Source organism: Aquabacterium sp. CECT 9606, from assembly GCF_918741295.1.
Taxonomy (GTDB): domain Bacteria; phylum Pseudomonadota; class Gammaproteobacteria; order Burkholderiales; family Burkholderiaceae_C; genus Aquabacterium.
Window position 1 is genome coordinate 878,633 of record NZ_CAKKNB010000004.1, and the last position, 9,743, is coordinate 888,375.

The 9,743-nt window shown below is 61.6% G+C and carries 7 protein-coding genes and 1 pseudogene; 3 read left to right on the forward strand and 5 right to left on the reverse strand.

All coding sequences use genetic code 11. The annotated features are described in order from the left end of the window. The first annotated feature begins 37 nt into the window (after positions 1-37). The 3 genes from LQ232_RS21260 (at position 38) to LQ232_RS21270 (ending at position 3,977) form a co-directional block, all read left to right on the forward strand. Positions 38-1,249, forward strand: a complete 1,212-nt coding sequence (locus LQ232_RS21260; RefSeq protein ID WP_230182366.1) for a beta-propeller fold lactonase family protein — start codon at positions 38-40, stop codon at positions 1,247-1,249. A gap of 111 nt (positions 1,250-1,360) precedes the next feature. Next, positions 1,361-3,316, forward strand: coding sequence for a tetratricopeptide repeat protein (locus LQ232_RS21265; protein WP_230182367.1), 1,956 nt, complete (start codon positions 1,361-1,363; stop codon positions 3,314-3,316). 34 nt (positions 3,317-3,350) lie between these two features. Further along, positions 3,351-3,977, forward strand: a complete 627-nt coding sequence (locus LQ232_RS21270; RefSeq protein ID WP_230182368.1) for a bifunctional 2-polyprenyl-6-hydroxyphenol methylase/3-demethylubiquinol 3-O-methyltransferase UbiG — start codon at positions 3,351-3,353, stop codon at positions 3,975-3,977. A 76-nt stretch (positions 3,978-4,053) separates the two neighbouring features. Here LQ232_RS21270 and LQ232_RS21275 read toward each other — a convergent pair whose 3' ends face one another. The 5 genes and pseudogenes from LQ232_RS21275 to LQ232_RS21295 all read right to left on the reverse strand — a co-directional run. Then, positions 4,054-5,253 (reverse strand): hypothetical protein, encoded by a 1,200-nt coding sequence (locus LQ232_RS21275; RefSeq protein WP_230182369.1) that lies wholly within the window; start codon positions 5,251-5,253, stop codon positions 4,054-4,056. Positions 5,254-5,273: 20 nt separating this feature from the next. After that, complete coding sequence (locus LQ232_RS21280) at positions 5,274-5,969, reverse strand: class I SAM-dependent methyltransferase (RefSeq protein ID WP_230182370.1); 696 nt, start codon at positions 5,967-5,969, stop codon at positions 5,274-5,276. A gap of 53 nt (positions 5,970-6,022) precedes the next feature. Next, the gene (locus tag LQ232_RS21285) at positions 6,023-6,784 is read right to left on the reverse strand and encodes a class I SAM-dependent methyltransferase (protein WP_230182371.1); all 762 of its coding nucleotides are present in this window, start codon (positions 6,782-6,784) and stop codon (positions 6,023-6,025) included. 33 nt (positions 6,785-6,817) lie between these two features. Then, positions 6,818-7,582: a DUF5672 family protein gene (locus LQ232_RS21290; protein WP_230182372.1), complete on the reverse strand. Its 765-nt coding sequence runs from the start codon at positions 7,580-7,582 to the stop codon at positions 6,818-6,820. A 246-nt stretch (positions 7,583-7,828) separates the two neighbouring features. Continuing rightward, positions 7,829-9,743, reverse strand: a pseudogene (locus LQ232_RS21295) (heme utilization protein); the annotation flags it as partial.

The window sequence follows — 9,743 nt, forward strand, 5'->3', positions numbered from 1 at the left end:
AGTCGCATAATCGATTGCACATCATGGCAAGGGCTTTATGAAGAGACACAAGTTAGCTTGGCTGCTGGCTGCCGGCGTGGTGAGCTTGATGGCGGTTGCTTGTGGGGGCAATGATCCGGATTACGGTACCCCGGGGACGGACGTCCCTGTGTTTGTGCCCGGCGAAGGCATTGCGCCACCACGGTTCGCTTATGTGGTGCATACCAATGACGACAGCGTCTCCGGTTACACCGTTGATCCCACGGATGGCAAGCTGACCACCATGGGGGCTGGCACCCCATGGTTGACCGGTTCAACCCCCACCTGCATTGCCGTCGATCCGCTGGTGAAGTACGCCTATGTTGCCAATTCCGGCTCCAACAATCTGTCGATCTTCAGCATCGCTGATCCTTCGGGCGTCCTGACCAGCGCGGCCTTGCCGGTGGCCACGGGCAGCCAACCCAGGGCGGTGGTGGTCGATCCCCAGGGGCGCTACGTCTACGTGGCCAATTATGGCAGCAACACCATTTCGGCTTTTTCTCGCAGCACGGTCACGGGCTTGTTGACCGCGATCACGGGCTCGCCATTCGCTTTGCCGTCATCGGCCGACATCGCTCCTCGGTCGGTGGCCGTCGATCCCTCTGGCAAGTTCGTCTATGTGGCCAACTATGGCGCGACCTCATCGCCCAGCACGATTTCCATGTTCATGATCGACACCGCGAGCACGGGCAGCCTGGTGCCCGGCGCCTTGACCGCCGTGGGGTCGATTGCCGCCGGCTCTCATCCGAATCAGATCACGGTATCCCCTTCGGGCCGGCAGGTTTACGTGTCAAATGAAACGGGTGACAGTGTCATGGTGTATGAGATCGCCAACACCATCACAGGTGGTCTCGCCTACAAGGGTTTTGTGTCCACACCCGGCTCTACACCGACGGGGATCGCGATCGATCCCAACAACAAGTTTGCCTACACCTCCAACCGCTCCGACAACACGATCCGTGCCTATTCCATCGCGCCAGGCGGCAGTTCCCAAGGGCTGCTGACGGCCATATCCGGTGGCGGGGCCACCGTCACCACGCCGCCCAACCCTGGACCCACTTCCGTGGCGACCGACCCGTCTGGAAAATTCGTCTATGCCTCGCTGCTCGCCGGAGGTGGTGTGGCAGCCTACAAGATCAACGCCACCACGGGCGTCTTGACCATGGTGGATGATTCACCGTTTAATGACAGTGGCGCGACCCAGTCGGACTTCATCCTGATCACCAAATGATCCACGCTGGATTTGATCGGTTTTCACCGCTTTGTTGTCTGGAGTCGTGAACTTCTGCCTCATCTAAGCTGGATGTCGCGGCGATAGCGCCGTGTCATAGGGCCTCCAATGATGGGAAATCGATTTCATGCCGCGACGCCACCGCGTCGCCCGCCAGCCAAGTTGGCCGCCAGCGCCGCGCCAGTGCTGACCAATGACCCCTCGGCCTTGATCCGTGGCATTGAGCTGCAGAACAAGGGCCAGATCGCGGAAGCCGAGGCGCTGTTCAGGTCCTACCTGCTCACACACCCTGCCGATGGCGCCGCCTTGTATTCACTGGCGGTGATCCTGTTGCAGCGAGGCGACCAGGCCCAGGCGCTGGAATTGCTCTCAGGCGGTGTGGTGGCATGCCCCCAGTTTGCCCCCTTGTGGATGGCCTATGCCAACGTGCTGCAATCGTTCGGCCGCGCTGCCGAGGCCATGGCCAGCTACGACAAGGCGCTGGAGCTCAACCCCGAATACACCGAAGTCCTGCTCAACAGCGGGGTGCTGCTGCGTGAACAGCAGCGCCACCTGGAAGCCCTGGAGCGCTTCAAACGCGTGCTGGCCATCAAGCCCGACCATGAAGCGGCCATGGGCAACAGCGGCATCATCCTGACCGAGTTCAAGCGCAGCGATGAGGCCATCGCCATGTTTGAACGACTGCTGGCCGTCAACCCCAATTACGACTATGGCCACGGCCTGCTGGCCTATGAGCGCTTGCACGCCTGCGACTGGACTGGTTTTGCCGAGAACTCGGCCAAGATCATCACGGGCATCAAGGCCCACCAGAAGAGCTGCAAATCTCTGCCCTTGATGGCCTTCTCGGACAACTGCGAGGACCACCAGATCAGCGCGCAGATCTTCGCCACGCGCTTTCCGGTGTCCAAGAAGCCGCTGTGGACCGGCGAGCGTTACCGCCACAAGAAGATCCGCCTGGCCTACGTGTCGCCCGACCTGCGCGAGCACCCGGTTGGCCACCTGATGGCTGGCATCTTCGAGCACCACGACAAGAACCGTTTCGAGACCGTGGCCATTTCACTGGGCATCGACGACAAGAGCCGCCTGCGTTCGCGCATGCTGGCCTGCTTCGACAAGTTCGTGGATGCACGCACGATGACCTCGCGGCAGATCGCCGAGTTGATGCGCGAGATGGAAATCGACGTGGCCGTGGACCTGGCGGGTTACACCGCCGATTCGCGCACCGATGTCTTCGCACACCGGCCGGTGCCGGCGCAGGCCAACTTCCTGGGTTACCCCGGCACGCTGGGCACCAGCTACATGGACTACATCATTGCCGACCGGCATGTGATCCCGCCCGAGCACCAGCGCTTCTACAACGAGAAGGTGGTGTACCTGCCGGATGCCTACCTGCCGACCGACGCAGGCCTGAAGATCTCGGACCGCACCCCCACGCGCCAGGAGTGCGGCTTGCCCGACACCGGCGTTGTGTTCTGCTCTTTCAGCCACGACTACAAGATCAATCCGCCATTGTTCGACATCTGGATGCGCCTGCTGGCCCAGGTACCGGGCAGCGTGCTGTGGTTGATGTCGCGCAGCCAGGCTTCGCAGGCCAATCTGCGCAAGGAAGCCCAATTGCGCGGCGTCGATCCCGCGCGCCTGGTGTTTGCTGGCCGCGTGCCCCTGGTGGAAGACCACATGGCACGCTACCGCCAGGCGGACATCTTCCTGGACACGCACCCCTACAACGCGCACACCACCGCCGCCGATGCCCTGATGGCTGGTTTGCCCGTGGTGACCTTCATGGGCGGCGCTTTCCCGGCGCGGGTGGCGGCCAGCCTGCTGCATGCCATTGGCTTGCCTGAGCTGGTGGCCGACTCGGCCGCTGGCTACGAGGCTTTGGCCTTGAAACTGGCCACGAGTCCTGAGTTGCTGAGCAGCTTGAAGGCCAAGTTGCAGGTGAATAGGGCGACATATCCGCTGTTTGACACCGACAGCTTTTGCAAAAATCTGGAAGCGATTTATGTGTCCATGTGGCGGCAGTCTCAACTGGCCGGTGCCGTGGATGCGCTAAGCGCCCCCAATTAGTCTTACACACGAATTTTCACGGGAACACATCACCATGGCACACCCCCAACAGTTCTTCTACATCCAGGCGCTGAAGCAGTTTCTCCCCGAGTACTTCGAGGGCCGCAAAGTCTTGGAAATCGGCAGCTTGAACCTCAATGGCTCCATCCGCCAGTTCTACCAAGGCTGCGATTACACCGGGCTGGACATTGGCGAGGGCAATGACGTCGATGTCGTTTGCTTTGGCGAAGACTACGGCTCGGCGAGCAACCAGTTCGACATGGTCGTGTCCTGTGAGGCCATGGAGCACAACCCTGGCTGGAAGAAGACCTGGCTGAACATGTTGCGCATGGTCAAACCCGGTGGGCTGGTGGCGATGACTTGCGCGACCATTGGTCGCCAGCAGCACGGCACGGAAGAGTTCAATCCCACCGCCTCGCCGCTGACCGTGGACAAGAAGCAGAACTATTACCAGAACCTGGTGGCCGAAGACTTCAATTCGATCATCAATCACGATGCCTGGTTTGCACAGCATTCGTTCAACCACGATTTCCAGAGCCGCGACCTGTACTTCTTTGGCGTGGGCCATGACGCCAGCCCGGACACCCTGGCCAGAGCGGCTGCCTTGAAAGCATCCTTGGCCAAGTACTATCACGACAAGAACGTGTTGGGCCGCTACTGAGCCCCTGACGCGGTCAAATCAAAGCCCCCTTGGTCGAGAAACCAAGGGGGCTTTTTCATGGGCCTGGGTGCTGGATTTACAGCTCGTCCAGCGTCGCGATGATGGCCTTGACCAACAAGCCGTAGCCGGAGTTCTGGGCAATGTCTTGCTGGATGCGCTTGATCAGCAGGGCCCTTTGCTGTGCATTCTCCGGCTTCGAGAAATGAAGGGCCCGGTCATGCAGCTCCTGCAGGGTGTTGTAGGACACCTCTTCATGCGCTGATGTCAACTCGGCCAGGCCTGACCTGGCGTCGGTCAGGCAAAGTCCGCCGGCCATGATGACGTCGTGGAAGCGGTTGACCACGGCGTGGTCGAACTGCATGGACGAGATGTTGATGTTGATCTTGCTCTTGTTGAAAACACGCCGAACCTCATTCGGCTCGTACACGGCAGGCTGGTAGCTGACCCCAGGCCGGTCGATCCTCAGATTGCGCTCGATGCGGTGAAGGTAGGCCGGATCGCCGCCAAAAATGGTCACGGCCTCCAGACCGCTGTTCTCAAACACCCAACCCCGAAAGGGCATGGTTTGCGAGGTGACCTGGCTGCGCAACCATTGCGCTGCCGCCACTTTCAGAATCGCCTGATCGGCAGGCGTTCCCAGTCCGCCCAGGGTGGCTTCCGAGCAGCTTTTGACCAACGGCTCAATCGGGCAGAAAAGGTTGGCTTGCCGACCTTTGACCGCGCCATCGACCAGGGCTTGCACCCGCTGATCACTGAAGGTGGGCAGGTACAGGCTGGGAACCACATGGCCCACGAACGAGGCTTCGTACTCGAAGTCGGTCAGGCTGGGTTCGGTGGCTTCGATCTCGGTGGCATGGGGCACCACCTTGGCCTGGATGCCCAGGCCGTGCAGATCGACCACATTGTCGGGCTCGATGCACAGGTGCGCCGAGCGTGATGCGACCCGCTGCCAGGCCTGGAGCTTGGAGATGCCCGTCATGACATCGGCCCCGCCCAGGATCGCGTCCTGATGAAGGAAGATGACCTTGCCAGGAAACTGCTCGAAGAAGTACCTCTCCTGGCCCGTGATCTTGTGCTGAATGGCGTTGTTGACGCTGGTGGAGATGTAGGCCGCGTCCGACTGCTTCGACACGAACTCATGAAAGGACAGGGTGTTGAACCCGTCCGGCTTGATCATCATGACCTGGAAGCCATGGCGGACCAGCTCCGCGCCGAGCGCCTGCGCAATGCGCAGGTAGATCGGCGTCTTGGATTCCTCGATGAAAACGGTGCGCATCGGCCGGTCTTGGATCGCGGTCACACCACCTTGACCGTGTTGTCGATGATCTGCTTGATGACGGCCAGCTTCTTCTTGTCTTCAGGCATGGCGCTGAGCTTGGAGAACTCGGTTTGCCCGAACAGCACGCCATTGGCGTAGTCCGTCTTCTTGTCGAGGATGCGGTTGGGGAACAGCGCAGCCTGGTCGCCATCCTTGACGAACACGGCCACGAAGTCGTTCCACTGGTCGCCAATCTGCGTGCTGGTGTAGGACTCGAGCAGCTCGGCCTTCATGCCATTGCGCTTGGCCCAGGTGATCAGGGCGCGGCCGCTGTCCGGGTAGAAGCGCCAGCAGTCCACCGGCCAGCGGTGAAACTCGCCGTTGGAGGGCACGTTCATGTAGAACAGGCCGCCGGGCTTGAGGGTGCGCATGATCTCCAGGTACAGCAGCCAGAACATCTCGGAGTGTTCGAAGCAGGAGCTGGACAGCATCACATCGACCGACTCGTCCGCGAAGGGCAACTGGTAGGGGTCGTCCAGGATCAGGTCGACGCCTTTGCCGGCCACGAAGTCCACGCCGGTGTACTCAAAATTGGCAGGGCAGAAGGTGCGCAGGCTGCCGTTGACATCTTGCGAGCCAATCTCGACCACCTTGGCGTTGGGGGTGTTCTTCTGGATGGCGTCGCCGTAGGTTTCAAAAAACTGCTGGCAATTTTGGAGGGCGGTAGGGTGCATGGTTGTTTCCGATTCTCAAGAATGTTGATGCGAGCTGACGTGGAGGCCGTTGTTCAGGACACGGCGCCGGGCAGCTTGCCGCCCCAGGTCTGCACTTGTGCATCGGTGCCCACGATGATGCGTTGGCCCAGCTTCTCGTGGGTGGGCGTGACGGCCTTCTTGATCGTGATGATCGAGTTGCGGAACTCGATGGAGTCGATCCATCCGTCCAGGATGAACTGGGGGGTTGAGCGCAGGTCGAAATAGGTGCGCAGGTAGTTGTTGATGCTGATGTCGTTGCGCCAGAACTGGAAATTGACCACGTCGATCAGGCGCTTGAAGAAGGCGTAGGCGCTTTGCTCGTTCAGCAGGCCGCCGCCATAGCCATCCATGTACAGGCAGCAGGAGTCTTCGACCACGAAGATGCCACCGGGTTTGAGCAAGGGAAAGTAATTGATGAAGGAGCGCAGGATGTCGTGCGAGGTGTGCGAGCCGTCGTCGATCACGATGTCGAAGCTGGTGCTGAGCGCGGTGATCTTCTGGAAGGCGGGCGCGGCGTTGGCGTCGCCCACCACGATCTTGATGCGTGGGTCGTCGTAGCGCAGGGCTTCGCACTTGGGGTCGATGTCGCAACCGACGAAGAGCTGGGCTTCTTTGAAGTACTCGGCCCAGGTTTCTTGCGATCCGCCGTTTTGCACGCCGATTTCAAGCATCGAGATGGGCTTGTGGCGCAGCGGGGCGAACAACTCATCGTAGTACGTGAGGTAGGAGGCCCACTTGTCACTGGTCTTGCCCGTCTTGGTGCGGTGCAGGGTGTCGATTGATTTGAGTTCCATGGTGTGGGTTCCTGTGATGAGTGGTGATCGTGCTCAGCGAGCCACCAGTGGGCCGATGGTTTTGGCCTGGTCGCCCAGCAAGGCGAGCCAGAATTCGGGTTGGTACTTCCACCAGGCGTGGCCCCCCATGGGCGGACGCTGCGCATTGATGCGGTGGTAGTGGTGGGGTTTCAGCTCCAGCGCAAAGCGCGAGGCCACGATTTCATTGGGGATCAGGAAGTGTTGGGACAGCGACCCCATGAACGAGAAAAACAGGTCTTCGCTGGAGCCGCTGCGCAGGAAGAAATCGATGGCTTGCGGAAACTCGGTCAGCAGCTCGATGCAGGCTTGGTTGCGGCGCAGGCTGAGGCCGCCATTGCCCACGTGGACCTTGACCTTCTTGCCACCCAGGCCGTCGGCGAAGTTGTCCAGGTTGACCATGATTTCGACGCCGTCGGGCCAGGGCGCGCCCACGTAGTCGTAAGGGCGGGCGATCCAGTCGTCCAGCTCGTCGCGCAGCAGGAGGGCGTCGGTTTGCAGGATCAGCATGAACTCGTGCGGGGCAAAGCGCTCGTAGAACGCTTTGGACATCAGCAGGCGGTTGTAGCCCTTGATGGAGGCAAAGCACTCAGGTTCGAAAGTGATCAGCGTCGCGCCCGAAAAATTGGCGGCATACCAGCTGAAGTCCAGCCCTTCGGGGCCGGCGAACAACACCGTGCGGCCGGGCTTGAGTTGGGCCAGTGAGTGGCGCAGTGAAAACTGTTCCAGTTCAGTGGGCAGGGCCTGGTAGATCGGCACGACGACCGCGACGGTACTCATGGCTTGTTGCATCGGTGGATTCCGGGTCCTTGGATGAGCCATGCCTTGGGGCACGGCCACTTCAGTGCTGATTTCAGCAGTTGCCAAGGTTAGGCGAGGCGCCAGCCCGCCGATCCAGGCATTAGTGCCCGAATCACCGATCTATTTTTAACACATGGAAAATGACAAAGCGAGCCTCCCGTGGCCGGCAAGCTCGCTTTGTGGACGCCAGGGAACGCGTGGTTCCCCGGCTGTCGTCAGGCTTGGTTAAATCAGCAGGTTGTTCTGCTTGTCGTCGATCAGTTGGGTGTGGTCGACAGTGACCAGCGGCAAATCGTGGTGGATCTCGGCCACGGTGAGCGTGCTGGTGCTGGCGGCCGGGTCGGCGTGCCCAGCGAGCAGGTCGTGCCCTCGGTCGGACAGCAGGTCCTGGGCGCTGACACCCAGCGGACTGGCGGTGGTCTTGTCCTTGTCGTCAGCCTGGTCATTCACCGCGGTGGCCGAGGCGGCTTGAACGGTGGTGGCGTGGCTGCCGTCGTCCATCGCTGCCGTGGTCGCCGCGCCGGTCGTCGTGGTGTCCTTGGCAAACCAGACGTCGGCCATGTCGTGATGGGCACCGTCCGAAGTCTTGTAACTCGACACGAGGCCCAGCAGGTTGCCGTTGTCCATTTCCGTGCCGGTCTTGGCGCCCAGGTCAAGCTCGATGATCCCCAGGCTGGCCAGGGACTTGAGCTCGCCGTTGCTGGTGACCCCGTCGCTGTTGGCGTCCACCCAGACTTGCAGGTCCTTGAAGTGGAGGTCGGCGGCGGTGAGCTTGCCATCGTGGTTGGAGTCGATGTCCCTCATGGCGGTGTAGCCATCGCCGGCGCGCTGCCCGCTGGACAGGACGGTGGCCGCCCCGAACAGCTCGGTGCCGTCGTTGATGAGGCCATCGTGGTTGCGGTCCATCACCAGCAGGCCATCCGAGGCGGAGGTCCAGCCCACCGCGCTGGCATGGCCGTTGGCCAGCAGATCGAAGTGGGTGCCTTGCGAGGCGGCCAGGGTGTGGACGCCGTCACCGTTCAAGTCCAGCACGATCGGCGAGACACCAGTCAGGGCGTTGGCCTGTTCCGTGGTCAATGCAGCGAACTGCGTGGAGGTGAGCGAGGAGGCCTGCGTCATGCTCAGGACAGCCAGGTCAGTTGTTTCGAACGCCACGACCTGGGCCGTGGTGAACGCCTGGATCTGCGTGGTGCTCAGCTCCTGCATCTGATCGGTGGTGAAGGCCGCGATGTCCGTGGTTGTGAAGGCACGGATCTGATCGGTGGTCAGGCCATGGATCTGCGTCGTGGTGAGCGCGGCCATGTGCGCCGTGGTCAGGACCGCGATGTCGTCCGTGGTCAGGGCCCCGATTTGCACCGTGTTCAGCACGGCCAGGTCTGCGGTTTCAATCACGGCCACTTCGGCTGTGGTGAAGGCCGCGACTTGTGCCGTGGTCAGGACCGCGAACTGGGATGTGGTCAGTGCCTGGAACTGGTCGGTGGCCAGGGCCGCGACTTGTGCCGTGGTGAAGGCCTGGACCTGGGCGGTCATCAGGCTCGCCATGTGCACCGTGGTGAACGCCTGGACCTGGGCAGTCGTCATGGCCGCGAGGTCGTCCGTGGCCAAGGCTCGGACTTCCGTCGTGGTCAAAGCGTCGATCTGGGCTGTGGTCAGGGCCGCGGCTTGGGCGGTGGTCAGGCTCACGATCTGGGCCGTGGTCAGGCTGCTGATGTCCGTGGTCTGGATGGCAGCGATCTGGGCGGTGGTCAGCGAGGAGACCTGGGTGGTGGTCAGGTTGGAGATCTGGGTGGAATCCATGGCCACGACTTGCGCTGTGGTCAGGGCGGCCACACCGGCGGTGGTCAGGGCTCGGACGTTGGCCGTGTTCAGGGCCGTGATGTCGGTGGTTTCGATGGCCGCCACTTGCGCGGTGGTCAACGAGGCCACTTGCGTGGACGTCAGGGCGGAGATCTGGGTGGAATCCAGGACCACAACTTGCGCGGTAGTCAAGGCAGCGACACCGGCGGTGGTCAAGGCCTTGATGTCGGCCGTTTCGATCACGGCGACTTGCGCCGTGGTCAGGGCAGCAATCCCAGCGGTCGTCAGGGCAGCCACCTGGGCGGTGGTCAGGGCCTTGATGTCGGTGGTTTCGATGGCAGCG